This window comes from Desulfosporosinus meridiei DSM 13257, from assembly GCF_000231385.2.
GTDB lineage: Bacteria > Bacillota > Desulfitobacteriia > Desulfitobacteriales > Desulfitobacteriaceae > Desulfosporosinus > Desulfosporosinus meridiei.
This window is the reverse complement of record NC_018515.1, coordinates 4,101,925-4,128,142: the sequence shown is the minus strand read 5'-3', so window position 1 is coordinate 4,128,142 and position 26,218 is coordinate 4,101,925. Positions and strand designations below refer to the sequence as shown.

Genomic DNA, 26,218 nt, shown 5'->3' with positions numbered 1-26,218 from the left:
CTTTCTTTTTAGTAGGCTTTGGAAAGAAGGTTTATCATGTTTCAAATATTGGTAGTTGAGGATAATAAGAACTTATTAATGTTAATGAAAACTCGGCTGGAACAAGCCGGTTATCGAGTTTTGCAAGCCGAAAACGGTCAAAAGGCTCTTGAAATTTTTGAAAACGAACATATTGATTTAATTATCTGTGACATCATGATGCCCTATATGGATGGATTTGAACTCATTGAAAGCCTTAGAGATGCAAAGTACACCCTGCCAATTTTAATTGTGACTGCCAGAGAGGATTATGAGGATAAAGAGAAAGGCTTCAGATTAGGTACAGACGATTATATGGTTAAGCCAATTGATATGAACGAGCTGACTTTAAGAGTAGCAGCTCTGCTAAGACGGGCTAAAATTACCAATGAACATAAAATTGTTATCGGTGAAATCCTACTGGATTATGACAATTTGAGCATTACTGGCCCAGACCTTCAGATTGAATTACCCAAAAAAGAGTTTCTATTACTCTTTAAATTGTTAAGCTATCCTAAGCAAATTTTTACAAGGCAGCAGCTAATGTCTGAAATCTGGGGGCTGGATACAGATATAGATGAACGAACGGTGGACAGCCACATAAAAAAGCTGCGCAAGAAGTTTGATGACAGGCCGGAGTTTAAGATCATCACGATTCGCGGGCTGGGTTATAAGGCGGAGAAGAACTATGATTAAAGATTTAACACATTCAATCCGCGCTAAAGGAACATTAATGGCCATTGGAATCTTATTTTTTTCCTGTTTCCTTTCGTTTACCATGATGACGATTCTGTTCTTCTTTCTCTACCATGGTGACTTGAGTATTCGAGAAGCTCATGCAGTTTTTGGGAGTTTTATGCTAGTAACACTGCTCTTATGTTTAGCCTTAGGAGGGTCTCTATTATATTTGGCTATGCGCAAAATTTCTGAGCCAATTATTCGTATTAGTAATTCTGCCAAAGAGGTTGCAAAGGGCAATTTTTCTGTAAAGATGGACTATGAGGGCAATGATGAAATAGGGGTTCTGGCCCGAAATTTTAATTTGATGACGGCGGAACTCGGGAATATGGTATATCTCCGCAAAGATTTTATTAGCAGCGTATCTCATGAGTTGAAAACCCCCATTGCCTCTATCCAAGGCTTCGCAGAAATGCTTCAGGATAAGGATTTGTCGAAAGAGGATTTTCGATCTTACACTAGCATTATTATCGAAGAGGCCAAGAGATTAAGCCATTTGAGTTCAAACATGTTGCGGCTTTCTAAATTAGACCATCAATTCATCCCAGAGAATAGGAAACCCTTTTCCTTAGATGAGCAGATTCGAAAGACGATTGTTCTTTTAGAGGAAAAATGGTCTGAGAAAAACTTAGAACTCAATATTGATCTCGCTGAAATAGCTTACACGGGTGACGAAGCTTTGATTCAACAAATTTGGTTAAACTTATTGGAGAATGCCATCAAATTTTCTGTTAAATCTGGAACTATCTATATCCAAGCGAAGAGGACTCCCAACAATGTGGTGGTTGAGATTAAGGATCAAGGGATCGGGATTGCCCAGAGCGATCAAGCTCGGATTTTTGAAAAATTTTTTCAGGGGGACAAGTCACATTCCAAAGAAGGAAGCGGACTGGGCTTAGCTATTGTTAAGAAAATAGTGGATATCTATGCCGGAGAGGTAATTGTTGAGAGTGAATTAGATCAAGGGACGTCTTTTGTGGTTAGGCTGCCGTTTAGAAATTAATACTCCGAGGGCACACTGAGGACACAAATTTGATTTAAAGTAGGAGTACCGAAAATTTGTGAAGGGACTTGATAACATGAAACGAAAAATCTTTACCTTTGCCTCTCTGGCGCTGGTGGCAGGACTCATTACGTTTGTAAATCCGGTAAAAACTTTAGCCCTGGATGCTCTGTCAATTTTCCGCGTAAACGATGTGAAAACCATTGAAATTACCATGGCGGACTTGCAGGAAGGAATGCAAGCAATTTCTAATCTGAAAGAAGACTTCAAGGGAAAAGAATTTGAACACAAATCTCTGCTTAACCTTATTTCACAACCGAAACATAAACTGACAAGACTGAACTCAGCTGGAGAGTTTGATGCTTTCAAACTTCGTTTGCCTTCTGAACTAGCATCTCAAACCCCTGAAATATCTGCGCTGAATTCCCGGGAAATGAAGTTTACCTTAGATGTGGATGCCAGCAACGAACTGTTGAAATTGCTGCATAGTCCGAAACAACTTTCCAGCGGTTTAAACGGTGTAGAAATGTCTATGGTATCTTCTGCTGCAGCCTTTGCAAAATATGAGGATGTCCTATTCTTAGCCACCCAAAAGTCCTATTTAGATGCCCCGCAAGCTGCCAAAGAAGAATTGCGAGATGTCATGTTGAATTTGCCCTTAATCCCTACGAATCTTCGCCAACAGCTTGCTGAAATCGAGGAAGATAGTTCTGATATCTATCTTCCGGTCCTAGTAGGCTTCGGTAGAGAAGTGGATTTAGGTGGAAAAAAAGGCTACATCTACACTTTGTCTGATTTAAAAGGACTTACGGAAACTATTCCTCAAGATATGACAGTCACAGGATCACATAATACTTCACTGGAAGGCTTAAATGGTAGGTCACATGAAGCTTTAATGGATGAAATGAGCGAAACAATGATTAGCAAATATGGGGAAGAAAAATTTGCTGCTCTGAAAGAAGCTCATACCATGGCTATGGAGGAAATGTCCAATATGGATAACGCTTCTGTACTAATCTGGACTAAGGATGGCAATTTATATGGCTTAATTGGCAATAAGACGGATGCAGAGCTGGCAGAAATCGCTAGGAGTGTTCGTTAATGATCATCGAAACCCATGCTCTGACTAAAAAGTATGGCAATAAAACAGCCTGTGAGCAAATCAACCTTGCAGTAGAAGCTGGGCAAGTCTATGGCTTTCTTGGCCGCAACGGCGCGGGGAAGAGTACCTGTATTAAGATGTTAACCGGGCTTGTATTCCCCACCTCCGGAAGCGGCACTGTCCTGGGTAAACCCCTGGGTGATGTTTCCGCGCGAGAAAGAATGGGCTACCTGCCTGAACTTTTCCGCTATCAAGATTGGATGACTGGATTAGATCTGTTGAATTTCCATGCCCAATTAATTAAATTGAAAAACAAGAAGGATCAAATTACCAGGGTTTTAAAGTTAGTAGGTCTTGAAGGGCAAGAAAAATACAAAGTGGGTGCCTATAGTAAAGGCATGCAGCAGCGTATAGGGTTGGCCTGTGCGTTGCTGCCTAATCCCCAACTGATCTTTCTCGATGAGCCGACATCTGCTTTGGACCCCATTGGTCGGAAGGATGTGCGAGACATCATTGTTGCTTTGAAAAAGGAAGGGACAACTATCTTTCTAAACAGTCATCTGTTAAGTGAAGTGGAAGCTGTTTGTGACAGTGTTACCTTTATTCATAAAGGTACAGTTGTTAAATCCGCCCGGATGGACGAGTTACTGATGAATAAAATCTCCTTAACCATCAGAGCTAAGGGTATGACTGAAGATTTATTGGTTACGATGCATAACCAATACCAGTCCTTGCAGATATTAGCAGATGGAAGTTTAACAGCCACTTTAAAGGATTACGAAGAGATTCCTGCCCTGGCAGCTAAGCTTATCTCTAATGGTGTGACACTTTATGAGTTGACGCCCCACCGAGAGACCCTTGAGACTGTGTTTATGCAGCTTGTCGGTGAGGAGGGATTATCATCGCAGCAATCTTAATTACCACGCTTAATGAAGCAATTCGTAAAAGAACCTTTATCATAATGGGTATTGTCACTTTTTTGTACTTGGTATTTTGGACAGTAATGCTTAATTATTTTCCTAACACGTCAGTGACCCATGGAATGGGAAATCAGTTTAGACCTTTTGCGATTCAAATGGTTACGAAAATGGGCTTTCAATTTTCTGCTATGTTAATAGCTTTGCTCACGATTATGCTTGGCTCCGGTGCCATTGCCTCAGAACTAGAGTCTGGTCTGATTCAAGGGATTCTTACTCGTCCGATTCACCGCTATCAGTTTATTCTTGGCAAACTTGGAGGATTAGTTCTATTAGCCTGTACCTACGCAACCCTGCTATTCACCTCAATTCTGGTTATTGGAGCTTTATTTGGCCTGAGTACGATAACAAGTCTCACCTTCTCGCAAATCCTTTCGGGATGGTTGCTATACCTTTTGCTGCCTGTTGCAGTTCTTTGTGTAACAATCTTTGGATCTGTGACTTTTAAGGCAGTGCCCAATGGAATCTTAATGATTTTCATTTACATTTTGGGGAATGTTGGTGGAATGGTCGAAATGATCGGGCAGTATGTAAATAATAACTCGGTCATTGGTACCGGAATTTTTATTAGCTTAGTCTCACCTTTCCAAACGATTTATAGTACGATGGAACGCATAATGGTTCCAAATTCTGAGCTGGCAGCTGGTGCCATGGCCGGTGCCAGTTTATCCGGCAGCGGTAAACCGGCAAGTATTTGGATGTTCTTATATATTGCCATTTACATGCTTGGATTTGTGACCTTAGCGATACGGAAATTTTCCGCGAAAGATATCTCCTAGAAGCTCTATAGAAAAACTGAATAATAAGTAGCCACATTAAGAGTCGGATAGCTCTTTATGTCTGCTAATATTAACTCTTTGCTTTATTATTAAGGCAAAGAGTTATATTATAATGTGTGTAAACTGGAATAGGCGTAATCGCGAGATAGAAAGGTTAATTATGTTGACAAAACAATTCCTAGTGGTTGCATCAATTGTCGTGTCCTTGTTAATGGTTGTTGTAGTCAATTTGGTACGAGTGAAAAACACAAAAAAACCAGCAGTGGCAAAAATGATTATTTTACCTCCATTTTTCATGGCTACTGGTGGGAGTATGTTTATTTTGCCAATGTTTAGACCAACCCTACTAGAGCTGATAAGTTCAGTTATGATGGGCATGCTTTTTTCTGTCATCTTAATAAAAACATCTAAATTTGAAATAAGGGACAACCAAATCTATCTCCGAAGATCAAAGTTTTTTTTAGTAGCCCTGATAAGTCTAGTCGCTTTGCGAATGATCGGGAAGATTATCCTTGCTGAAGCCATTCAAATCGATCCTGCTCAAATGACCGGAATTTTCTTCGTCTTAGCCTTTAGTATGATTCTGCCCTGGCGAATTAGTATGTACATAGGATTTAAACGGTTAGAACGACAACTCCATAAAGTGTGATTTTTGCTTGGGTAAAGAATAACCGTGGCCATAATCTCTCAGGGAATAGACGAGATTATGGCTATAATTTTGGGGTACTGTTGTGAGGAGAGGACAACTGAAAAACAAGAAGGAGTATGACCTAAAGAGTAATAGTATTCAATAAAGTAATTGATCCATAAGTGATAAAACGACTTCCTACATTTTTAAATGTCACATTTATGACACAAACACTATTTTTATAAGTGATAGACTTAAAAGAGGGGGGATGGCTTATGAACAAATACATATTGATTGCCGATGATAGTGAGGGCATTCTAGAAATACTAAGTACCTATGTCACTAAAGAAGGTTTTCTTCCAATTATTGCCCATGATGGGGAAGAGGCTATAGCGAAGCTTGGGGAATATAGACCCCTACTCGTATTACTTGATGTCTTAATGCCCAAGAAGGATGGGTTTGCGGTTTGTCGGGAAATTCGTCAGAGTTCTAATGTGCCGATTATCATGATTACCGCCAAAGGCGAAGATGGCGATCGCATTATGGGCCTTGATATTGGAGCAGACGACTACATTGTAAAGCCTTTTAGTCCAGCGGAGGTCATGGCGCGCATTCGTGCAGTATTAAGGCGCCTTGATATTTCAGAGGGGCAAAGCAAAGACATTATCCATTATCCCGGCTTGGAAATTAACATTTCGGATTATGAAGTAATAATCGAAGGGCGACCCGTCAGCCTTACAAAAAAGGAACTGGAAATACTATGGATCCTGGCATCAAATCCGGGAAAAGTTTTCTCAAGAGATAACCTTTTAAACAGTGTGTGGGGGTATGAGTATTTTGGAGATGCTCGTACAGTGGACACTCATCTTAAGCGGTTAAGATCAAAAATAGCTTCTTCTCAAACCTTTGGCTGGGAGATAAAGACCATTTGGGGAGTAGGGTATAAATTTGAGGTGAAGCATGTTTAAGAAAAGTATTGCGTTAAAATTAACGGCTGGTTTTGTTGGAATAGTGCTCATTTCTATGTTAGTCATAGGGGGATTATTTATTCAAATGTTCAGGCAGTATACCTTCAGCAGCCGAGAACAAACTATGCTGGACCGTGCCCGAAGTATAGCGGAGGTGATTGCCGAGAACTCCCAAAGCAGTGGTCAGTTTGGGGGCTTCGCTGGATCTATGCGCTTCCTGGATAGGATGACTGAGGCAAAGGTGTGGATTACTGACAAGCAGGGGAACCTCTCTTTGATGTCCGGAATGGGTTTTGGCAAAGGTAGAGGAGCTGGTGCAGGCCAAGGCACAGGCCCGGGTACAGGAAGGGGTATGGGTATGAGGCAAGGGCAGCCTTTTAACTCAGAGCCTCTCCCCCAGGAGGCTGAAAAAGTTATTGAGGGGGTTTTAAGTGGCCAAGAATCGGTCAGTGAAAATTTTAGCAGTGTCTACGATGAAGCAACTCTGACAGTAGGCGTACCGATTATTGATTCCGACCATCAAGTTATTGGCTCCGTACTTCTCCATTCCCCGGTTACGGGAATTACTGCAACAGTCAATAAGGCAGTTCGAATTTTAGCAGTCAGTCTTCTGGGGGCGCTTGTGCTAGCCCTGGGTTTAGGTGTTTTCTACTCTTTGCTCTTTACCCGTCCCTTGAAGGCCATGAACCTAACAGCCTTAGAAATGACGCAAGGAAATTATTCAGTTAAAACAGGAGTTAATCGCGAAGATGAGTTGGGTCAATTGGGGAATTCCCTTGACCTTTTGGCCGGTAAGTTAGGTTATACGATTAATCAGCTTTTTCAGGAGAAAGGAAAACTCAAAGACATCATAGGGAGTATTTCAGATGGAATCGTAGCCTTTGACATGACTCTTAAACCCATAAGTGTCAATTCTGCACTTTCGGAAATTATGAATAGACCTCATCCCTATTTAAATGAAGACATAGAAAAAGACCTCAATGATTTGAAAATTGAGGCCCAGCTTACTAAAGTAACGGAGGAAAAAAAGACCTCTCAAGTACTCAAAGATTGGTTGGGTAAAAAGCTTATGTTTACTCTTTCGCCAATTGTCGATAATTCGGGAATGGTGACAGGGAGTGTTGCCTTAGTTCAGGATATTAGTAAGAGTGAGCGGCTTGAACAACTACGACGGGACTTCGTGGCCAATGTGTCTCATGAATTTCGCACGCCTCTGACCGTCATTCGTGGATCCCTTGAAGCCATGGTGGATGGAACGGTAGAAAACAGCCAGGAGATTAAACGTTACCACCAAAGGATGCTTTCGGAAACCCGCGGGTTGGAACGATTGGTAGGAGATCTTTTGGAGCTTTCTCGTCTTCAAGCCGGCAAAATTAAAATGAATAAAGAAAAGCTGTACATGCCAGATCTTCTTGAAGATGTGGTGAGAAATTTTGCGACTATTGCCGGAAGAAAAGGAATTAAAGTTGAGTATCTTACTAAACAAGATATTCCCGCCTTTGAAGGAGATTATGATCGCTTACGCCAACTGCTGGTAATATTTCTGGACAATGCTGTCAAATATTCGCCGGTGAACACCACAGTGACCGTTGCAACAAGCCTATTTGATATTAAGACCCTTTCGATCATAATTCGCGATCAAGGTTATGGAATTGCAGCGGAAGAATTGCCTTATATCTGGGATCGTTTTTATAAAACCGATAAATCAAGAAACAGCGGAGGTACCGGGCTCGGCCTGGCTATCGCAAAGCACTTAATCGAACTCCAGGATGCTTCGGTTTCCGTGCAGAGCGAGTTGGAGAGAGGTACTGTCGTAGAGATTAAGCTGCCCCTTGGTAATCCTAAAGTTTAAAAGCACTAACAATTTCTTGTAAATCCTGAACCATGGCAACTAACTCTTTACTCGACAAGTTAATTTGTTCCAGGGAAGCAGTCTGCTCTTCTACAGCTGCCGATACAGTTTGAGTCTGATCTGCGGCATCTTGACTAATTCGGTCAATGTTCTGAGTGGCAGAGACTATTTTTTCTGTACCACTGGCTATTGTTTGAGTGGTAGCGGATATTTCTTGGACTTGATTAGAGACTTGAAGAACCAGCTTGGTGATATCTTGAAATAATTTTCCTGCAGCATCTACAGTGTCTATACCGGCTTTAACATCTTTAGTTTCAGCGTCCATGGCACTTACTGCTTCGTTAATATTATTTTCGTTCGCTTGAATTAACATTGCAATCCTTTGAGCAGCTTCCTTAGATTGTTCAGCTAGTTTTCTAACTTCATCAGCAACTACAGCAAATCCTCGTCCTTGTTCTCCGGCTCGTGCTGCTTCAATTGCTGCATTAAGAGCCAGAAGATTTGTTTGTTCACTTATTCCAGTGATAACTGTAATAATTTCGTTGATCTGCTCCGAGCTTTCCGACAACTTCTGAACAGTCTGTTGAACCTGCTCTGTTTTTTGATTGATACTATCCATCCGGACAACCACTAAATTAATAGCATCTTGGCCCAGATTAGTGGTTTGAGTCGTTTTAGCTGTCAATAAAGCTATCTCATTGCTCGTAGCGGCAACCTGCTGAGTGCTGGCAGATAATTGTTCAATAGCCTGGACAGTATCTGCTATTGAATTAACCTGGTCAGCAGAGCCAACTGCCACTTTCTCAATTGATCCAGCTATTTGAGCGGAGGCCTCTGCACTTTGCTCGGTGATGGTTAACATTTCGCGAGATGAATCAGCAACCTGCTCTGATGCCCTAGCAACATGTTGGACTAAATCCCTTAGATTATCAGCCATAGTATTGAATGAACTGCTTAATTGTCCAAATTCATCTTTATAGTTAGAATTAAGTGCTTCAATAGATAGATCACCCTGGGCGATCTTATCGGCAGAATTCACAATATGATGGAGGCGTCTTAAAGTACGTGATACTATTACCCAAATGACCAAGGCTGATATCAATAGTTCAATGACTATAAAGATAACGATTTTATTACTAAGCCCAGACACTAAAGTTTCAATCAGTGAAATTGGCACTCCAATAAACGTCATACCTATAACTTTACCTTGCTTATCAATTATAGGTTCATAGATGGTTTGGTTTTTCACCCCAACTACAACTGCTTCTCCCTTGTAGGTTTTACCCTCTTTAAGGGTGATCTCTTCAACTTCGGATGACACCGTTGTACCGACAGCCCGTGTACCATCTTCTTTTTTAACGTTTGTAGCGATACGAGTATTTCCCTGGAAAATTGTCACATTATCATTAGAAAGTTCACCAATTTGGTCAACAATCGTACTGTCATTTATGACCCTATCACCTTTATAAAGTTTGTTATCTTGGATCGACCAATCTCCCGGAAATGATTTATCGATAATCGAATTACTGAGAGCAAGATCGGAGTGCAATTTTTCTTGGGCCATTGTCATCATTCCACTATGAAGTGTTCTAATCGAAAATACCGTTATTACTGTTGTTGCTACAAACACTAAAGCAACAATGATTATGACTAGTTTAGTTTTTATACTTAAATTCAATTATTTTCCTTCTTTCTTCAAATAAAGAGTAAATTATGATACATACAACAGATTGTTTAGATATTCGACATTTATCTTTGAGATTCCTTCTAGGATTATTTTACCAAACAAAAAATCTAGGGACAGTGTCTAATTCTTGGGACTTGTTAAGTAATCTGAATGTTAAGAAGCCGGCACAGGCTCTGGCCAGCCATTTCTGCTCTTCCCTAAGTATGCAGGTATTTATCCGGTCATTATGCTAAAATGAAAAGAGATCTGTTTAGGGAACAGTTTTTAAGACAAGGGGGGATTTAGATGAGCGGGATCATGAACATTCGTCAACGCTCAGAAAAAGATGAGGAAACGCGACTCTCACCCTATGCAGCAAAAAGCAAAGATGCTAAACGCCAGGGTCTGGAAGAAGAGTGCCCGATTCGCACGAAATTTCAACGGGATCGAGATCGGATTTTGCATAGCAAACCATTTCGTCGTCTTAAACATAAAACCCAGGTGTACATTGCTCCTTCAGGGGATCACTATCGGACTAGAATGACTCATAGTTTAGAAGTATCCCAAATATGTCGCACTATTGGCCGAGGGCTTCAGTTGAACGAAGATCTTATTGAAGCCATAGCTTTAGGGCATGATGTCGGGCATACTCCCTTTGGTCATGTTGGGGAAGAGGCTCTAAGACGTATTATTGGCCATTTTGAGCACAATGAACAATCCATTCGTATCCTCAAGGTACTGGCTAAGGATGGTCTGGGTTTAAATCTTACCGATTGTGTTCTGGACGGAATCTTAAATCACACTGGTGAAGGTATTCCGAAGACCTTGGAAGGTCAGATCGTTAAAACGGGAGATAGGATTGCTTATCTGTGTCATGATTATGATGATGCTTTAAGGGCGGGCTTGCTGACTGAAAGTGACTTGCCCCCAAATGTTAAGAGAATGCTGGGGGTGAAACCAAGTGACATGATTACCACAATGGTGGTGGATATGATAGAAGCGTCTAATGGACAAAATCAAATTAAACAGTCTGTTGAGATCAGTGCTGCAATGAATGAGTTTAGACAATTTATGTTTGCAAGGGTCTACACCAGTTTGAATTTGCGGGAAGAAAGGGAGAAAGGTCAGTACATAGTGCAAGCACTTTATCATTATTACAGTCAGAACTTTTCAAAACTTCCTCAGAACTTTTTGGTTTGGGCTGGTGGTGATAAAATTACAGCGGTTGTAGACTACATTTCAGGTCTAACGGATAATTATGCCATTGATCTTTTTCAAAGCTTATTTATTCCTCGGAAGTAAAAAGATAATGAAAAAGTGGTTGAGATTTAAATCTCAACCACTTTTGTAATATATTCCATAATTAAAGTATAAGTTTTGTCTTAGAGAAGTAAAATAAAGCTATCAGACATAAGATAGTTAGTGTGTCTATTGAATAAAGAGACAAAGCAAAGGAATCTACTATGGATTAGCTAGGATTTGATAATTAAGCTCTCATCGCGTTTAATTGGATCGTGGGTATCCAAATGACCGAGAATGCCAGCGTGTTTTGCACCCTCCAGAAGAAACTGGACACTCCGGATATTAGGAAGGGTCGTTAAGCTGTTTACGATACTATATATGGTCATTTGTTCCTCGGTAGAGCCTCCCCCAAAGTTAGCTTTAAACTCCTTAGAGAGATTAATCGTAGCTATTCCATCTGCACTTACCGTAGCGTCAAGTAGAGTGGTTCCCGCTGGGAGCGGGGGTTCATATCCACTGGGAGGGTTAGCTAATTCGCTAAACATTGCCTTAATAACTGCCTGATCCTTTACTTCAACGGTTCGTTCAAAAGAAACTAACCCTGTAGCATCTGAGTTAGGGAAATAAAGCTTTATTTGTTGGGAGCTTTTGGGTTGCTCTATTGTGTCCGTATTGGAAGGCGGCGGGGTGGTTGCTGTATCTGAAGGTTTATTATCAACCTGAGCTTTGGAGGAATTGCACCCTGTCAGAAAGGCACCTGCCAGCAACAGGCAAAAAGTCAGAGCTAAAATAATTGTACGTATTGATCTCTTTGTCATAAAACATTCACCTTCCTTAAATTCATTGACATATGAGCTTAATGTTCGTCCATCGGCACTAGTCCAATCTTTTATATATACTATCATGCTTTTTAAATGAGCGAAAGGGCTAAGGTATTGATTCTTGTTTTAAGGCAACTGATCATAAATAATTACTTTTCCCAAAATAATTGTCGAAGTAAGAAGGTATTATCCTTGAAAAAGAAGAATTAATACAGTTGAAGAAGATGATTTTACCCTCACTAAAACAGATTCACCGAATGAAGAACTAAAAAAGAGGATTTTATGAAGTTTCGGCGAAAGAAATGTATATGTAAGGGTTGACAAAATAAACAAAGTGTGGCTGGAAACTGAAAGGCGTAGGAGACGTGGATATTAGACTTCATCAAGAATTTATGCCGGAAGAAGTTATCGAGGAAGTGCGATTACGCACAGATATTGTAGAGATTATATCTGAATATGTAAGCTTGCAGCGTAAAGGGAAAACTTATTTGGGGCTTTGTCCTTTTCATACGGAAAAAACTCCTAGTTTTACAGTAACCCCTGAAAAACAAATGTTTTACTGTTTTGGCTGCAATGTTGGAGGGAATGTTTTTTCTTTTCTTATGAAAAGGGAGAACTGGTCCTTCATGGAATGTGTTCAGAATTTGGCCTCTAGATATGGTGTGGCATTACCTGAGAAAGAATTATCTCCGCGTGAACGGGAAGCAAATCGACGTCGACAGCGTTTTGAAGAAATCCATGAATTAGCTACCAGCTATTTTCATGAACTTTTACTTAATGCACCTGAAGGAGAAGTTGGAAGACTCTATTTCTCAAAACGCGGGGTTGACCCAGATACCATGAAGAGCTTTCGTCTGGGTTATGCACCTGATCGCTGGGATGGGTTACTAACTTTCATGAAGGAACGAGGAGTGCAGCCAAATGAATTAGTAGAGAATGGGCTGGCGATAGAAAGGGGAACCCAAGGCAAAGGCGCAGGTTATTATGATCGCTTTCGAAACCGTGTCCTCTTTAGTATTCTTGACCGACGAAACCATTCAATTGGATTTGGCGGTCGAGTTCTAGATGATTCTCTTCCTAAATACCTTAACTCTCCGGAAAGCGAGTTCTTTAACAAGGGGCATCAGCTATATGGCATACATCGGGCCCATCAAGGAATTCGGGAGAAAGGTTATGCCCTTTTGGTTGAAGGCTATATGGATGTCATAGCTCTTCAGAATGCCGGCTATCCCAATGCAGTCGCCTCTTTGGGGACAGCCTTAACAAGGGATCAGGCCAAGCTATTAAGACGGTATACACAGCATGTCATCCTGCTTTATGATTCTGACGAGGCCGGAATCCAGGCTGCGTTAAGAGGAGGAGAAATTCTTCGAGATGCGGGAATCCGCTTGGATGTAGCTACTTTAAGAGGAGCAAAAGACCCTGATGAGTTCCTGAAAAGGTATGGAGCCGAGGACTTTGGAAAAGTATTAGGTCAGGTTTTGAATTATTTTGAGTTCAAATACCGGACGCTAGTTAAGGAAGTTCCTCCTCAGACCATTCAGGAAAAAGCAGAATTAGTCGTGAAGCTTGCTCCGGATATCATAAAAGTTAGCAGTCCAATCGAACGTGAAGGTTATGAGCGTTTCTTAAGTTTTGAACTAGGTCTAACTTTTGAGGCGGTACAACGAGAAATCTATAGAGTAGAAAACAAAAATACTAAAAATGTACAATTTATCGAATATTCTCAGCAAAAACAGGTTAGTTCTGGGAAAAATAGAGATAATATTAAGGGTGAAATTATTTCTCAAGATGAAAATACTCCAGCTTCACCAACTGTCCATTTAAAGGTGTATCGATCCGAACGTATTCTTTTACGGTTACTTATAGAGGAGATTTCATACTTGCCAAAAATTAAGGCAGAATTGGGAGAATCCTTTTGGAAGGTACCGGAGCATCAGCAAATCTTTAATTATCTCAATCAGGAGGGTAAATTGCCTGTTAACATTGAAGAACAGGTTCAAAGCCGCTTGGCTAGTTTACTCCTGGAAGAGTTAGATATAACCCATTCCGAGCGGCTTTTTGATGATTGTATCCAAGGGATTCTTTCTACTCAAGCAAATGAAAGAGTCGAGGATCTTCAAGCCCGCATGGCAGCTTTAGAAAAATCCGGTGACATGGCAGGGGCTATGGCTCTGTTGAAAGAGATAGGAGAGCGGTTGAAACGTGGCGAATAGTAAGGTTATAGGCACCAAAAAGAATGATCCGAGGGAAGGTGGGGGACAGATGAACGAAAAGCAAAAGATTGACAATGTCCAAGCCCTCATTCAAAGTGGAAAAAAGAAGGGATCTTTAACTTACAAAGAAATTATGGATGCTCTTCAAGGAATTGAACTTTCCGCGGATCAAATTGATGATATCTATCAGCAACTAGGACGCATGGGAATAGATGTGGTGCCGGAGCCTGAGGAAGTTGAACTGGAAATCTTAAAAGGCGTTAAAGTTGACGAAGATGATGACATTGTAGAGGATCCGGACGATGATGTTGAGGAAGAAGCGGAAGTGGATCTTTCTGTACCGGAGGGTGTAGGAATTGATGATCCTGTTCGCATGTACCTAAAAGAAATCGGACGAGTTCCCCTGCTCTCAGCCGATGAGGAAATCGAATTGGCCAAACGAATGGAAAACGGTGACGAAGAAGCAAAACGCCGCTTAGCTGAGGCAAACTTGCGCCTTGTGGTTAGTATCGCTAAGCGCTACGTCGGACGGGGCATGCTTTTTTTGGACTTAATCCAGGAAGGTAATCTTGGTCTGATTAAAGCTGTAGAAAAATTTGATTATGTTAAAGGCTTTAAGTTTAGTACCTATGCCACTTGGTGGATTCGTCAAGCTATTACCCGTGCCATTGCTGATCAAGCTCGAACCATTAGAATTCCGGTGCATATGGTTGAAACTATCAATAAGCTAATTCGGGTTTCTCGTCAACTTTTACAGGAATTAGGAAGAGAGCCAGCTCCCGAAGAAATTGCAAAAGTAATGGATATTCCTGTGGAGAGGGTTCGGGAGATTATGAAGATCGCTCAAGAACCTGTGTCCCTTGAAACCCCCATTGGGGAAGAGGAAGATTCTCATCTAGGTGATTTCATTCCGGATGATGATGCTCCGGCACCCGCTGAGGCTGCTTCGTTCATCTTGTTAAAAGAACAGTTAGAAGAAGTCTTAGAGACCTTGACCCCTCGCGAAGAAAAAGTTCTTAGATTACGCTTTGGACTTGATGACGGACGCACCAGGACTTTAGAGGAAGTTGGACAGGAATTCGGTGTCACTCGTGAACGTATCCGACAGATCGAGGCCAAGGCATTGCGTAAATTACGCCACCCTAGCCGCAGTAAGAAATTGAAGGATTATTTGGAGTAATAGTCTTCTTGAGATTTACAACCCAAGAACTTCAGGGAAAGATAGAACAGCGTCGCAGGCGGAACTACCCTCTGCGGCGTTTTGCCTTATGGAAGTGTGATAGAGTATTCCCCCATTCTAAAATTGCTAAAAAGAGGCGTCCCTAAAAAACTTTAAAAATTTTTGCCAAAGACTTGACTATAGGTCGTTAATTACGTATAATAACCCGTGCAGAGCATTCCTCGATAGCTCAATGGTGGAGCAACCGGCTGTTAACCGGTAGGTTGTAGGTTCGAGTCCTACTCGGGGAGCCATTTATATCAGTTCTTTTTGGGCCCATAGCTCAGCGGTAGAGCCCCCCGCTCATAACGGGTTGGTCCTAGGTTCGAATCCTAGTGGGCCCACCATTTATCAATCTGGATAAATGGTGGGAATTTTGTTTTTGGCCGAAAATATGGAATACATAAATCCAATTCGGGCGATTAGCTCAGCGGTAGAGCGCATCCTTCACACGGATGAGGCCACTGGTTCGAGACCAGTATCGCCCACCAGTTAAAGTAAGGGTTTCAGCCTATTTGATAGAGTGAACTCCAAAATCCTTTTGTCAATTAGAATGTAAACTCCATGAACCTGCCTGTTCAGAGGGTGGGATGAAAGTGTAGTTCATTTTCGTAAGAAATTAAGCTTGTTGGTCTTAGCGCTTTTCCTCTTGGAAGAGTGCTTTATTTGTTTTTAAGAACTCCGCTAGCTTCGGGGTTAGTTTCTTGAAGGCGTTGCCCCAAAATTGGAAACCTTTCCGATTTTGGAGAAATCAACTTGTTGCTGTTAAAGTTGTAGAATGTGGTATAATTGGACTATAGTTATCCACCGGTGAGTACAGAAATCGTTTACTAAGACTAACCCAGTGACTTCTGTCTGCGGGTTCTTTTATATTTTCGAAGGAAAAAGGAAAAAATAGTATTTAGAGTATATGAGTTTGGGAGGAACATATTGTGATAACCTTGTCGTCAAAAATTGAGTTCGTAAAGGCCCTTAGAGAGAAGTTCTTAGGGAATAACTTAAAGTGTATAGAGATTCTTGCGGTTGTAGAATGCACCATCGATTTTGGGGTAGTTGTAAATATTGATGTTGCAGATGATAAAGTTTCGGTGTGGAGCGAAGAGGGTAATGTTTTTTGGATTAATTTAGATGATGTAATTGGAGTAAATTATAATCCCTTTGAAGAAGATGTTTGTCTATCATTAGAAGCGAAAAATGACGTCAAAGTTTTGTTTTATGTAGATTAACAAAAATTTTTAAAAGATTGAGAAAATAGGTATTGCAGAGATTGCTAATCTCGTGTTATGATACTTTTATCAACAGAAACGGTTTGTGTTGCAAAATATATTTGTACAAATTTTAACAAGGCTTCAAAACGTAGTTTTATAATACGAAACATAATTCTGCATCTAGGAATTTTTGGCCTCCTTCATGGCAGTAGAGGTTATGATGGCTATCCACGAGTGAATAAGAGCTAATATATCGAGGTATCTATCACAGACAGAGATATCTGCTAAAAGTAAAACGGAGTTTCATTATACGGGACAATAATTGAGATGATTTTTCAGATTGCTTACAATCTGATTTGAAGTGGATTAGAAGGGGGAGACGACCATGACGCGCTGGGAATTAGAAGGACAGGTGAAACACTATTTTGCTGATGAGCTAGAAAAAGATGCTGAAATGACTGGGGCACAATTCATCGTAAAGTTCTTAGAACATAAGGGAGTGACTCAGATCTATGGGATTCCTGGAGCGGCAATTTTACCCTTTTATGACGCGGTGCTGGGGCAGGATCTTATGCGCTCGATTAGTGTAAGGCATGAACAAACTGCAATTTTCATGGCGGATGGATACGCTAGATCAACGGGAAAAGTAGGGATCTGTGCTGCTGCTTCAGGCCCTGGTGCAACTAACTTCCTGACAGGTCTATATAGTGCCTATGGGGATTCTGTTCCCTTAATTGCCTTTACTGGTCAAGTTGAGACAGATTTAATAGGAAAAGAAGCTTTTCAGGAAGCTCCAATTGTTGAAATGGCCAAACCGGTTACGAAAGCTGCTTATCTTGTCACAGAGACAGATGATCTGCCAAGGGTAATGAATGAGGCATGGAAGCTGGCAAACATGGGCAGGAAGGGACCTGTCTTAATAGATATTCCTGTTAATATTCAGCTAGGGCAGCTAAAGTTAAACCTGAAGGAATATTTCAAAGAAGAGAAGCAAGTGCCAAATAATTTAGGTCAAGCAACAGATAGTCAACTGGAAATAGTCTATAAAATGTTAGAGGAAGCGAAAAGACCTGTTATTATGGTTGGCGGGGGAATTGCAGGAAGGGCGGCGGAAGATCTGGTAAGGCTGGCTCAACTTTTGCAGATCCCGGTAGTTTCCTCAATCCTTGGTAAGGAAGGATTCCCTAATTACCACCCTCTTTATGCAGGAATGGTAGGAACTATCTGTCAAACCCCCCTGGGCAATAAAACAATTTCAGAGGCAGACCTTATTATAAATTTAGGTGGAAGATTCGACTATCGAAGTATGGGAGAAATAACTTTACTTACTGAAGAGCGTAAGGTTATTAACGTTAATAAGGAAGATGATAACCTTTCAGAATCTGCTCCGGTAGATTTGACAATAGTTTCAGATATTAAAGGCTTTATACAAAGCTTCAGCAGCTATATCTTAGGCTGCAAATATAAGCCTAAGACTGAGGCGATGGATAGAATCGTAGCCCTGCAAAAAGAAAAAGCAAGAATCGCTCGCCAAACCAATTTTACAGAGAATCCTTCGAAATCTCTGCAAGCGATTTTAGAGGTTAGGAAAGGACTCCGACCGGATGCAATTGTGGCGCTGGATTCTGAATTAAGTCAACTTTGGGCTTCACAATTAAATGAAATGTATGAGTCAAGAACTTTTTTAATCACTGGTTGTGCAGGCAGTAAAGGATGGGGACTTGGTGCATCAATGGGGGCTCAGCTGGCTTATCCCCAACGTCAGGTCATAAACATTATGGAGGATGCAAGTCTAAGTATTTCTCTTCAAGAGCTGGCCACGGCAGCAAAAAATTTAATTCCGATTGTCATCCTAGTCTTTAATCATGATCAAAGCCGTCAAAATGGATTAGACTTTGTTTCAGCAGCCAAAGGCTTAGGAGTCGAGGCTGAATCCGTTGAAAGAATTAATCAGATACCAGGTGCATTAACGAGGGGATTTAGTGCTTATCGTCCTTACTTAATTGAGGTTATGGTTAATTCGGAGGAGCAAAGGTTAGCCTCCAGTGGTGGAGTTGCTTGAAGTAGTCGGTGGCAGTCATTACTTGACGGTAGGAACATCCGCTTATTCTCGAATGGGTGTAATGAATAAAGAATAAATAAATAAATCAATCAATAAAAAAAGTAGGTGCAGTTCTAATAAGTATCCTCAGATATTTATTAGAGCTGCACCTTTAATGTTTCTAACCCAGTAGTAATTTTACAATGATGGAAGCTTGTTTAATTTGGCTAAAATAAACCATTCAGAGCATGTCCAACAATTCGACAGCGCTGTCGATTTGTTGGACATGCTAATTGTCTTTAAAGTCAGATATCTATGTCCCTAGGGGCCTTCTTTTTGGATATAATAGATTTAGGATGGTGAACGAATCTCCCCCACTTATACTATCGTTAGACGTGGGACTCTTCTCACAGCACGTGGATAAATTCTATAAATTATGATATCATCTTGTGATTAAGAGATAAATTTTGAGCTAGTTTCCTTGATGAGGTGAAAATATGACAGTATCAGTTAGTTTAGGTCCCCGTCTTCAGGCGGTAGCCTCCTTAGTACCCGAGGGTTCAATCCTAGGAGATATAGGGACAGATCATGCCTATTTGCCGATCTTCCTTTATGAGACCGAAAAGATTGCTAAAGCAGTGGCTATAGACGTACATGAAGGGCCTTATAAATCTGCTTTAACTGCAGTGAAAAGTCGTAAACTTGGAGACTCTCTCGACGTTAGATTTGGTGATGGGTTAATGCCCCTGGAGGTTGGGGAAGTGAATACCTTGACCCTTGCCGGAATGGGCGGCAGAACTATGTTAGAGATTTTTTCTGCTCGACCGGATGTTATGAAGGGGATTTCTAACCTTATCCTTCAACCTCAGGGTGCCGAAGGGGCTGTTCGCTTAACTTTATTAGAGCAAGGATGGAAGTTAGGGTTTGAGAGGTTAGTAGAAGAAGATGAGAGAATTTATGTTGTAATGGCTTTTTCTAAGGAATCGGGATGGGGCTTAGATGAACTTCAAGAGAGAGAAACGGTTTGGGCACAGCGTCTATACCCTCTGGCAGAGAAAGAGCAGATGACGGAGAAGGAGTTTCAAAGTATAGTACATATATTGGTTTGGCAGTTTGGCCCACTGATTTTGGAAGGACATAAAGAGCTTTTAACTAAGCAATTCAACGAATATCGTGACAGATTGTTGATCCAAATGAAACAGATGAAAAAATCCAACAGTCCGGAGATTATCGAGAAGATCAGAGAAGTTTCATATAAATTGACATTAGTGGAGGGATTGAGTTCATGGCAGTAACAGTTGGCTTAGTCGCCCAGGTGATTGAAAAGATTGCGCCAAAATCTTGGGCTGAAGAGTGGGACAATGTTGGCTTGCTGGTTGGAAGCGGATCGAAGCCTGTTGAACGAATAATGCTGACGCTGGACTGTACTTTAGATGTTATCGAAGAAGCTAAAGAATATGGAGCTCAGCTTATTGTAGCTCATCACCCGCTAATTTTCCGTCCCCTCAAAAACCTAAGATCAGATAATGCTGCAGCACAAGTTCCATTAAGCTTATTTAAAAATGATATAGCCTATTATGCTGCCCACACGAATTTGGATCAGTCCAGACTATCCTCCAGTTCCATTTTAGGAGAATTGCTGGAGCTGGATAAGATGGAATATTTGGAGCGAGTATATGACTTTAATCCTAACCGTAATGATACTCAGGAACATGGCTATGGAGTTTCAGGGTATTTAAGGCATCCTCAAAAGTTAAGTGATTTATGGTCGAAGTTTCTTGACAAATTGAAGCAAGCGCAAATCTATGCTCAAGCCTATGATCTTACCGGAGTTCGCTTGGCAGGCTCTTTAGATCAAGAAATTAGAAAAGTAGCCATTGTTAATGGAAGTGGAGGCCGTTTCGTTCCGAAAGCATTGTTTAAAGGAGCTGACTTACTGATTACAGGTGATGTAGACCATCATGCGGCTCTTGATGCTCTTGAAGGAGGAATGGCTATCGGAGATCTAGGACATTTTTTGACTGAGGCCCCGATGTTAAAACTATTGAAAGATTTTCTATCAGCAGAGAAAGCCCTTCAAGGAATTGAGATCTTAGTCAGTTCAAGAAATCGCTCGCCGTGGAAATAATAAATATCCTATGGAGTCAGGGTATGGCTTCATAGGATATTTTAATTATAAAGGGATAGAAACAGAGATTTAGTTTGTGAAAGAAATTATTACCACTTGACAGTAATTGTGAAATATATTACTATACTGTTGTAAGGAATTATCTGATAATAAAGTTCTTTCTAAATAATATGCGTTCTAGGTGCTATTTAGAAATTAACAGGTCCTTCGATACAATCGATTTTGAAAGGAGAAATGCAACAATGATGAATCGCACTGAAATTTTGAGACTCCAACGGGAAAAGGTTTTGGCTAATATTCTTCAGGATAACGCTAATAGAGCAAAATGGCTGACAGAACTAATGGATATTGATGATCAAATTGAAGAAATGAACGAGCAAAAGTCAAAAGTCAATTGATTACCCAAAACTCTCCATTTGACCAAATCAATTTTTTTTAGTAATATAACAAAGCGAAGTCAACCAGATGATCGCGGAGACAGGGATCGAAAGATCGTCTCTGAGGAAAGTCCGAGCTCCATAGGGCAAGGTGCTGGGTAACGCCCAGTGGGGGAAACCCCAAGGAAAGTGCAACAGAGATATACCGCCGATAGCGGAGGTCTACTGACTTCCGAGTAGGTAAGGGTGGAAAGGCGAGGTAAGAGCTCACCGGCAGTCAGGTGACTGGCTGGCCATGTAAACCCCACCTGGAGCAAGACCGAATAGGGGAACGATGAACGGCCCGTTTTTGTTCCCGGGTAAGGTCGCTAGAGGCCGTCGGTAACGGCGGTTCGAGATAGATGATCATCACCTCTTTTAAGAGGTACAGAACTCGGCTTATGGGTGACTTCGCAATCCGTGGGAAACTGGTTAGGGCATTAATATGCTTAACCGTTTCCCTTCAGTTTTTCCTGAAAGAATTTAAATACAGGAAGAGCCATAACCTTTATCCAATTTAAAAAGTTAACCCTGGGAAAGATGATCTCCCAGGGTTTTTGTGTGAGTTTAAACGTGTGCATCTCAAAATTTTGAGGAATGGAATGTACATGGAGAGGAGGTTGTAATAAGATTATTTAATGAATGAACATTCGTTCATTTAGAATCGTAACAAAATAACTACTGATATAATTTCACGATCTCCTGTAGCTTTAAAGCCAGGCCCATTTTTCCTTCAACCTTTAATCCCCCTGTCATAAAGGCCATTGTAGTATTTAACTTATCTTTTAACATTTTTGAGAAGTTTTTTTCGTTCATTATCAAAGTTACTTCTGCATCCGGAGCAGCTCCTTCGACAACTTGCACCTGACCTGCTTTAAACACAATTTGCAGCGGGCCACTTTCCTCAAGATTAATCTGATAGATGCGGTCTTTTTCAGAAGCAATATGTTGGGGGTTGGCATTCATCTTTTCGACAAGTTCCTGTAATTCATCTCTGGCGCTCATTCTTCATTTTCCTCCCTTATTCCCACATAGTCATAATGTTATGAAAGTTTTCACATTCTAGAAAAATATATCATAAATTACTGAACATTTCAAATTCATTTATGTATCTGTGCCAGCAATGAAGGGTAATTGATGGCCTAATTTGTATGTAAAATTACTACTGGGTTATATAATAGCATAACAATAACGTGATATAATTAATTAACTTGTATCTATAGATTTTATTAAGGGGGAAAACAATTAATGGAGAACAGAGAGTTATGGGAACGTTTGAACATGGACCTAGATAAGCATGATGAATTTTTAGCTCCGGTGCCCCAGATATTTACTGAACTTTTTTTGAACAGAGAAAATCGTCCCACCGGAATGGGATATTTTGATGCTGTCGTGGGAGATGTCCATGGCATTCGTGTCCATGAGCTTTATGCCATGAAAGAAGCCGGCGCTAAGGTATTCTCTACCTTTTGTGTCTACGTCCCTGAAGAAATTGTCGTAGCAACCGGCAGTGCCAGTATCGGTTTATGTGCCGGTGCCCAGTTTACGGTTCCCTCAGGGGAAAAGGTTCTGCCACGCAACCTATGTCCGCTTATTAAGTCAACAATGGGCTTCAAATTAGATCGAATTTGCCCGTATTTTCAGGTTTCCGATTGGGTCATTGGTGAGACTACCTGTGATGGCAAGAAGAAGGCCTGGGAACTCTTAAATGAACATATCCCAACCTACGTAATGGAACTTCCTCAAAAGAAAAATGAGAAGGATGCACGTCTTTGGGAAGAAGAAGTACGAGAATTTGCCTCCTTTATCGAAGGTGAGACCCAAGTTGAATTAACTAAAGAAAATCTTGCTCAAGGAATAGAGAAGATTAACAATAAGCGGAAAGCTCTGCAAAGGTTGGCAGATCTAAGAAAACACAATCCTGCTCCTATACATGGCTTAGATGTTCTACTAATAAATCAACTTTCGTTCTTTGATGATCCGGTACGTTTTGCGGCTCAAGTTAATGCTTTATGTGATGAGCTTGATGAGCGGGTTAAGGCCAAAGTTGGAGCAGCCCCGGCTGATGCACCACGAATTTTAGTGACGGGTACTCCCCAACCTCTCCCGGCCTGGAAGCTGCATGCTTTAATTGAAAAGGCTGGGGGAGTGGTCGTTGGGGAAGAGACTTGTACTGGGGAACGTTATTTTAAAGATCTGACAGAACCCGCAGATACCCTTACAGATATGCTAGCAAACATCTCCAAGCGCCCATTGAAGGTGAATTGTGCTTGCTTCACTCCTAATCAAGGTCGCTTGGAGGATATCGTAACGATGGCTAAGAACTTAAAGGCAGATGCAGTGATAGATTTCAACCTGCAGTTCTGCCAGCCTTATGGCGTGGAAGGTTATTTCGTTGGGAAAGAAATGGAGAAGCAAGAAATACCTTTCTTGCGTTTAGAAAGTGACTTTTCTGAAGAAGATCAAGGCCAACTACTGACTAGGATTGAAGCCCTGATAGAGATGATCCGGGGATGAGACGTGCCGGCTTAGATCTGGGTTCAGTTAACACTAAATTGGTGGTATTGAACCAAGAGGAAAGAGCGTACTGTCAAGTTGTACCTTCTCGCTTTGATTCGGTACAAGCCGGTATTGCCTTACTGAAAGAGTATAATGAAAGGGTAGAGGAGAAAATCGATAAGCTTGTAGTCACTGGCTATGGCAGAGTTAACTTCCCTGAGGGAAGGGTAATTACTGAGATCACCTGTCAAGGTCGAGGCTGTCACGAGGATTTTCCGGAATACCCGTTTATTCTTGATTTGGGCGGGCAGGATGCCAAGGTTATTAAGAAGAATTCAGCGGGAAAAATAGTCCAGTTCATTATGAACGATAAATGTGCCGCGGGCACAGGTCGCTTTCTGGATGTTATTCTTAAAGGGCTTGATCTAACCCCCGCAGAGATGGATTTGGCAGCAGAGGCCAAGCCAATGGCGATTAATTCTATGTGTACTGTATTTGCCGAATCTGAGGTTATTACCATGCTTGCCAAAGGGGTTCCCAAACCGGAAGTAGTTGCCGGGCTTTTTAAAAGCACTGCCAAACGCCTTTCGAATTTTGTCCAGTCCATGGGTCAGCCGGAAACCTTAATTTTCACCGGCGGTGGTGCCCATTATGTGCTGCTTGTTAAGTTCCTTGAGCAAGAGTTGAAGGGGAGTATTGTTATTCCTTCCGAACCTGAGCTTACCGCTGCTTTTGGGGCAGCTTTACTAGCCTAGAGCTAAACTAAACTAGTCTATAGTTCAGCATATTTAATGGGTCGATGACTCCTTTGCAGGGTTATCGGCCCATTGCTATTGGAGTTATGACGCGATGTGTTTTTTAGCCGGAACCGAATTAACAAATATTTAATAGTCAGACAAGCATATTTATAATTGAATTAAATATAGAGAAACATAAGTATAAATCAAGGGCAGTTTGAGAAAACTTAATTGATATCAACTTTAGATAAAGTAGAAAATTTCAAGGAGTTACGATTTCATGTCTTCAATTTTAGAGGTTCGCCCTTTAGTCATTGCTTTATTTTCCATTGTTTTAGGGGCTACAGGGCAGTTTTTATTTCGTTTAGGTATGGTTGAGTATGGTAAAGTTTCTGTTACAGGAATATGGAGACAACTGGGATCAATAATTCTTACTCCGGCAATCTTTAGCGGTTTTGCATGTTTTGGTGTGAGTTCCATTCTTTGGCTTGTGGTGATCTCGCGCTGGGAACTTAGTTATGCTTATCCCTTAGTCTCATTAGGCTATGTAATTGCTATTATGTATGGAACCCTATTCCTTCAAGAAGATCTGACACTGCCTAAGATCCTAGGTTGTTTGCTGATTTTAGCAGGTATGAGCGTATTGGGACTATGGGGGCAAACATGAAACTAAATGGGTAAATCAATTAAAAAATCGAATATTAGATAAGGTTAGTTCTCTGGATATCCTGAATAGGATATGTTAAGCTAATGTTAAATCAAATCAACCAAATCATTTAAAGTTCCACCTTAATAACTTCTGCGTTCCAAAATGGGATACCATTATCTTTTTGAAGTCATGACCAGACTAGAAAAAGGGGCGTGTTGTTGGATGCATTTACAAGATTTCGGGCGTGGTGCGAGGATTGAATTATCCAAAATGGCCAAATTACTCGGAATGAAGTTTATCGGTTTTAATCCGAATGCCCAGCAGGTATCATTGGAGTTTAAAGGTAAAGGGGTTACTTATCAACTTGAGGAGTTTGTTCGACAGTATGAAAGAGAGTGTACTACATCACTGACCTAAGTAATTTAAGGGCTTAAAGGGCTCTGACTCATAATTATGAGTCAGAGCCCTTGATTGATTTATCGATGAATTACCACACGGGGTTTTCTTTTAATAATTTTTAGGTTTAAGAAGGAATAACAACACTTCGTGAAGAAACATGTGATTATAATCGATATTAGTCGAAAGGAGTATAATTTAGTTGTTTTTCCTGCTAAACAGATATATTACAATAGAACCTAAATGCTTTTGTTTTCATAAAAGATAAGTTACCAATTTTGAGGTTTCACTATGGGTACGGATTTTGCGTCTACCATGAAATATATAATTAAATATCGACCAAAGTGAGGTTAATAGTATGTCTATTAGAGTTAGAATATTTCTTGTTTTAATAGCCTTTGCCTTAATTCCTGTCATAATCGGGGGCGGAATTACATATTGGGCAGTCAATAATGATTTATCTAAAACTGAGCATGAACAAGCCACCTTTGCTGCCCAGGCCTCATCCAAAACCATGTCGGTTATCGGCCGAAACATGGAGCAAGCTGTAAAGACTTATGGTTTTTGGGATGAATCCTTTGCAGCTTTTCAAACAAAAGATGTCTCTTGGATTGTCGAAAATGTAAACATTGCAGCGGATGATTTTGAGGTTGATTTTGGATTTACTGCAGATGCAAGGGGTACAATCCTGAATTCTTTTGGGGAGGAGAGTTATTCCGGTGATATAACTAATCATCCCCTCCTCAGAAGGGCAGAATCTGGTGAAAAGATATTATCCGGAATCTATCAAGCTCAAAAAGGATTAGCTTTTGTCGGTGTAGCTCAGGTTCTTCAAAAACAAGGGGACTGGAGAAAAAGCGGGCTATATCGTATTCGGTCACTACCTTACCGAGGAACAAATAGAAACAGTTAAGC

Annotated in this window: 24 protein-coding genes, 3 tRNA genes and 1 other RNA gene; 25 read left to right on the top strand and 3 right to left on the bottom strand. The window is 40.9% G+C overall.

All coding sequences use genetic code 11. The features are described from left to right. Nucleotides 1–36: 36 nt before the first annotated feature. The 8 genes from DESMER_RS19110 to DESMER_RS19075 all read left to right on the top strand — a co-directional run bounded on the left by DESMER_RS19110 (nucleotide 37) and on the right by DESMER_RS19075 (nucleotide 8,065). The gene (locus DESMER_RS19110; RefSeq protein WP_014904710.1) at nucleotides 37–714 is read left to right on the top strand and encodes a response regulator transcription factor; all 678 of its coding nucleotides are present in this window, start codon (nucleotides 37–39) and stop codon (nucleotides 712–714) included. Continuing rightward, on the top strand, nucleotides 707–1,759 hold the full coding sequence (locus DESMER_RS19105; protein WP_014904709.1) for a HAMP domain-containing sensor histidine kinase: 1,053 nt from the start codon (nucleotides 707–709) through the stop codon (nucleotides 1,757–1,759). Before DESMER_RS19110 ends, DESMER_RS19105 begins: the two co-directional genes overlap by 8 nt. 76 nt (nucleotides 1,760–1,835) lie before the next feature. After that, entirely contained in the window at nucleotides 1,836–2,861 is a 1,026-nt protein-coding gene (locus tag DESMER_RS19100) for a hypothetical protein (RefSeq protein WP_042334799.1), read from the top strand. Next, nucleotides 2,861–3,778 (top strand): ABC transporter ATP-binding protein, encoded by a 918-nt coding sequence (locus tag DESMER_RS19095; RefSeq protein WP_014904707.1) that lies wholly within the window; start codon nucleotides 2,861–2,863, stop codon nucleotides 3,776–3,778. The genes DESMER_RS19100 and DESMER_RS19095 overlap by 1 nt, the downstream gene beginning before the upstream one ends. Continuing rightward, complete coding sequence (locus DESMER_RS19090) at nucleotides 3,757–4,617, top strand: ABC transporter permease subunit (protein ID WP_345787947.1); 861 nt, start codon at nucleotides 3,757–3,759, stop codon at nucleotides 4,615–4,617. Before DESMER_RS19095 ends, DESMER_RS19090 begins: the two co-directional genes overlap by 22 nt. A gap of 160 nt (nucleotides 4,618–4,777) precedes the next feature. Then, complete coding sequence (locus DESMER_RS19085) at nucleotides 4,778–5,266, top strand: CcdC family protein (protein ID WP_042334794.1); 489 nt, start codon at nucleotides 4,778–4,780, stop codon at nucleotides 5,264–5,266. Nucleotides 5,267–5,520: 254 nt separating this feature from the next. Next, nucleotides 5,521–6,213: a response regulator transcription factor gene (locus DESMER_RS19080; RefSeq protein WP_014904704.1), complete on the top strand. Its 693-nt coding sequence runs from the start codon at nucleotides 5,521–5,523 to the stop codon at nucleotides 6,211–6,213. Then, on the top strand, nucleotides 6,206–8,065 hold the full coding sequence (locus DESMER_RS19075) for a sensor histidine kinase (RefSeq protein WP_014904703.1): 1,860 nt from the start codon (nucleotides 6,206–6,208) through the stop codon (nucleotides 8,063–8,065). Before DESMER_RS19080 ends, DESMER_RS19075 begins: the two co-directional genes overlap by 8 nt. Here DESMER_RS19075 and DESMER_RS19070 read toward each other — a convergent pair. Further along, entirely contained in the window at nucleotides 8,055–9,743 is a 1,689-nt protein-coding gene (locus DESMER_RS19070) for a methyl-accepting chemotaxis protein (protein WP_014904702.1), read from the bottom strand. The two genes, DESMER_RS19075 and DESMER_RS19070, sit on opposite strands and share 11 nt — an antisense overlap. A gap of 294 nt (nucleotides 9,744–10,037) precedes the next feature. On the opposite strand from DESMER_RS19070, the gene DESMER_RS19065 reads away from it, so the two are divergent. Further along, nucleotides 10,038–11,033 (top strand): deoxyguanosinetriphosphate triphosphohydrolase, encoded by a 996-nt coding sequence (locus DESMER_RS19065; RefSeq protein ID WP_014904701.1) that lies wholly within the window; start codon nucleotides 10,038–10,040, stop codon nucleotides 11,031–11,033. Nucleotides 11,034–11,203: 170 nt separating this feature from the next. On the opposite strand, the gene DESMER_RS19060 is transcribed toward DESMER_RS19065, so the two are convergent. After that, complete coding sequence (locus DESMER_RS19060) at nucleotides 11,204–11,791, bottom strand: GerMN domain-containing protein (RefSeq protein ID WP_014904700.1); 588 nt, start codon at nucleotides 11,789–11,791, stop codon at nucleotides 11,204–11,206. A 368-nt stretch (nucleotides 11,792–12,159) separates the two neighbouring features. Between DESMER_RS19060 and dnaG the strand changes: the two genes are divergently transcribed. From dnaG to rnpB, 11 genes are all read left to right on the top strand, one after another. Further along, complete coding sequence (gene dnaG, locus DESMER_RS19055) at nucleotides 12,160–14,010, top strand: DNA primase (protein WP_014904699.1); 1,851 nt, start codon at nucleotides 12,160–12,162, stop codon at nucleotides 14,008–14,010. Further along, the gene (gene rpoD, locus DESMER_RS19050) at nucleotides 14,000–15,190 is read left to right on the top strand and encodes an RNA polymerase sigma factor RpoD (protein WP_014904698.1); all 1,191 of its coding nucleotides are present in this window, start codon (nucleotides 14,000–14,002) and stop codon (nucleotides 15,188–15,190) included. Before dnaG ends, rpoD begins: the two co-directional genes overlap by 11 nt. A 218-nt stretch (nucleotides 15,191–15,408) precedes the next feature. After that, nucleotides 15,409–15,483: transfer RNA gene (locus DESMER_RS19045), tRNA-Asn, on the top strand. An 18-nt stretch (nucleotides 15,484–15,501) separates the two neighbouring features. Further along, nucleotides 15,502–15,576, top strand: a tRNA-Ile gene (locus DESMER_RS19040). 69 nt (nucleotides 15,577–15,645) lie between these two features. Then, a tRNA-Val gene (locus tag DESMER_RS19035) sits at nucleotides 15,646–15,720 on the top strand. 441 nt (nucleotides 15,721–16,161) lie between these two features. Beyond that, on the top strand, nucleotides 16,162–16,455 hold the full coding sequence (locus DESMER_RS19030; protein WP_014904697.1) for a hypothetical protein: 294 nt from the start codon (nucleotides 16,162–16,164) through the stop codon (nucleotides 16,453–16,455). 367 nt (nucleotides 16,456–16,822) lie between these two features. Next, complete coding sequence (locus DESMER_RS19025; protein ID WP_014904696.1) at nucleotides 16,823–18,499, top strand: thiamine pyrophosphate-binding protein; 1,677 nt, start codon at nucleotides 16,823–16,825, stop codon at nucleotides 18,497–18,499. Nucleotides 18,500–18,975: 476 nt separating this feature from the next. Next, entirely contained in the window at nucleotides 18,976–19,773 is a 798-nt protein-coding gene (locus tag DESMER_RS19020; RefSeq protein WP_014904695.1) for a tRNA (adenine(22)-N(1))-methyltransferase, read from the top strand. Continuing rightward, nucleotides 19,764–20,606, top strand: a complete 843-nt coding sequence (locus tag DESMER_RS19015; RefSeq protein ID WP_014904694.1) for a Nif3-like dinuclear metal center hexameric protein — start codon at nucleotides 19,764–19,766, stop codon at nucleotides 20,604–20,606. The genes DESMER_RS19020 and DESMER_RS19015 overlap by 10 nt, the downstream gene beginning before the upstream one ends. Nucleotides 20,607–20,848: 242 nt before the next feature. Then, nucleotides 20,849–21,004 carry a hypothetical protein gene (locus tag DESMER_RS24070; RefSeq protein ID WP_014904693.1) on the top strand — a complete coding sequence of 52 codons (156 nt, stop codon included), beginning with the start codon at nucleotides 20,849–20,851 and terminating at the stop codon, nucleotides 21,002–21,004. Nucleotides 21,005–21,059: 55 nt separating this feature from the next. Beyond that, nucleotides 21,060–21,439, top strand: an RNA gene (gene rnpB, locus DESMER_RS22745) — RNase P RNA component class A. Nucleotides 21,440–21,700: 261 nt separating this feature from the next. On the opposite strand, the gene DESMER_RS19010 is transcribed toward rnpB, so the two are convergent. Further along, on the bottom strand, nucleotides 21,701–22,027 hold the full coding sequence (locus DESMER_RS19010; protein ID WP_014904692.1) for an SCP2 sterol-binding domain-containing protein: 327 nt from the start codon (nucleotides 22,025–22,027) through the stop codon (nucleotides 21,701–21,703). A 243-nt stretch (nucleotides 22,028–22,270) separates the two neighbouring features. Here DESMER_RS19010 and DESMER_RS19005 point away from each other — a divergent pair, with 243 nt between their 5' ends. From DESMER_RS19005 to DESMER_RS18985, 5 genes are all read left to right on the top strand, one after another. After that, nucleotides 22,271–23,539, top strand: coding sequence for a double-cubane-cluster-containing anaerobic reductase (locus DESMER_RS19005; protein WP_014904691.1), 1,269 nt, complete (start codon nucleotides 22,271–22,273; stop codon nucleotides 23,537–23,539). Then, entirely contained in the window at nucleotides 23,536–24,276 is a 741-nt protein-coding gene (locus DESMER_RS19000; protein WP_014904690.1) for an acyl-CoA dehydratase activase, read from the top strand. Before DESMER_RS19005 ends, DESMER_RS19000 begins: the two co-directional genes overlap by 4 nt. 262 nt (nucleotides 24,277–24,538) lie before the next feature. Continuing rightward, entirely contained in the window at nucleotides 24,539–24,925 is a 387-nt protein-coding gene (locus DESMER_RS18995) for an EamA family transporter (RefSeq protein ID WP_014904689.1), read from the top strand. A 204-nt stretch (nucleotides 24,926–25,129) separates the two neighbouring features. Further along, the gene (locus tag DESMER_RS18990) at nucleotides 25,130–25,324 is read left to right on the top strand and encodes a hypothetical protein (RefSeq protein ID WP_042333998.1); all 195 of its coding nucleotides are present in this window, start codon (nucleotides 25,130–25,132) and stop codon (nucleotides 25,322–25,324) included. A gap of 337 nt (nucleotides 25,325–25,661) precedes the next feature. Continuing rightward, entirely contained in the window at nucleotides 25,662–26,216 is a 555-nt protein-coding gene (locus DESMER_RS18985; protein ID WP_014904687.1) for a CHASE4 domain-containing protein, read from the top strand. The last annotated feature ends 2 nt before the right edge of the window (nucleotides 26,217–26,218 follow it).